The organism is Mesorhizobium sp. M7A.F.Ca.US.014.04.1.1 (genome assembly GCF_003998745.1).
Lineage (GTDB): Bacteria > Pseudomonadota > Alphaproteobacteria > Rhizobiales > Rhizobiaceae > Mesorhizobium > Mesorhizobium ciceri.
Genome location: NZ_RZRW01000923.1, coordinates 1 through 1,561 on the forward strand (window position 1 = coordinate 1; position 1,561 = coordinate 1,561).

At 69.1% G+C, this 1,561-nt stretch carries 1 protein-coding gene; it reads right to left on the reverse strand.

What is annotated here, in order from left to right; genetic code table 11:
- Nucleotides 1-89: 89 nt before the first annotated feature.
- Nucleotides 90-1,382: an alpha/beta fold hydrolase gene (locus EOA22_RS33155; protein ID WP_127224187.1), complete on the reverse strand. Its 1,293-nt coding sequence runs from the start codon at nucleotides 1,380-1,382 to the stop codon at nucleotides 90-92.
- Nucleotides 1,383-1,561: the final 179 nt, after the last annotated feature.

Here is a 1,561-nt window from a genome sequence, read left to right on the forward strand (position 1 = left end):
GTGTAGGTGCGATGGTCGAAGATCATATCGGCACTCCTTCTGACATTCTGTCGTGGCGCCCTTGACGCGGGCGTGATGGTCTTGCCGGCTCAGCCGGCACTTCGCACCGTATCGGCGATGAGCCGGGCGGTGAGCGCCGGTGCCTCGATCTGCGGTACATGGCCAACGCCATCGAGAAGATGAACGGCAGTGAAGCCCGGCGCGCGGGCCGCATGGGCGACCGGGATGACGCGATCGAGCCTGCCCCAGATGAGCCGCGTCGGGACGGCGAGTTCGCCAAGCGCGCCCGCGAGATCGAAACCCTGCGTGCCGTCCGGGAACAGGCTTTCGGCCATCGCAGTGAGCGCGTCGCGATTGCCGGTCTTTTCCAGCTGTCTGAGTGCGGCCTGCGCATAACCGACCGGCAGGGCCGAGGGGTCGCCGACCATGACCGCCAGCCATCGCTCAAGCGCCGGGACGGTTGTTGCGCGGGCGAGCCCGGCAAGGAAGCCCGCATTGATCTCGGGGCCGAGCCCGCCAGGGGCAAGGAGTGTGACAGAGCGTACCGTAAAACGGCCCAGTCGTGCGAGCGCCAGAGCCGCCGCGCCGCCGAGCGAATGGCCGACGAGATGGGCATTGCCGACGCCCATCCCCTCCAGCCGGTCGGAGAGGAGGAAGGCGATCTCCTCGATGATGCTTGCAGGTCTTGCCGCTTCCGTACCATGGCCGGGCAAGTCGAGGCTGATCGTCTCGATCCCCGGCCCGAGCAACGGGACAACCTGCCGCCACACGGAGCGATCCGCCCCGAAGCCGTGGATGAGGACCACCGGCACCGTCTGCCGGGCCGGCGCGGCGACAGGCGATGCCTGGACTGCGGCTGGCGCCCGCTGGCCTGCACCGTCCTGTTCGTTCGTGCGAGCGGCAAGGGTGGCATCGATGTCGCGCTTCTTGATCCGTCCGCGCGGCCCGCTTCCCGAAATGGCGGCAAGGTCGAGCCCGGCCGCGGCGGCAAGGCGCCGGGCAAGCGGGCTGGCGATCGGGCGGCTGCCAGGCTGCCGGATGGAGGAAGAGGCTTCGTCAGCCACAAGCTCGCGCGGATTGGCTGCCGCGGCGGCTGCTGTCGCCGGCCCGACCGAGGCTGGCTGGCCAGCCATCGGCTTCGCGTCCGCGATCGTGCCGAGCACGGCGCCCACCGGCGCTTCCTGTCCCTCGGCGAAGAAGATTTCGGCCAGCCAGCCGTCGCGGTCGGCTTCGATTTCGGTCGCGGCCTTGGCCGTCTCGACGGTGACGACCAGATCGCCGGCCTTGACCGGATCGCCTGGCTTCACCGCCCAGGCGATCACCAGCACGGCTTCCATGTATTCGCCGCCGGCGCTGTCGATGCTGATCGGATGGGTCGCCATCGCCGCCGCCTCCGTCACTTCAGCGTCTTCAGCGCGGCGGTGCGGATCTTCTCGGCACTTGGCAGCATCGCCGTTTCCAGCGGCTCGGAATAGGGGATCGGCATGTCCGGCAGCGTGACGCGCGCGACCGGCGCGTCCAGCGGGTAGAAGGGGTGATTCATGATCGGTGCCGCAAGCTC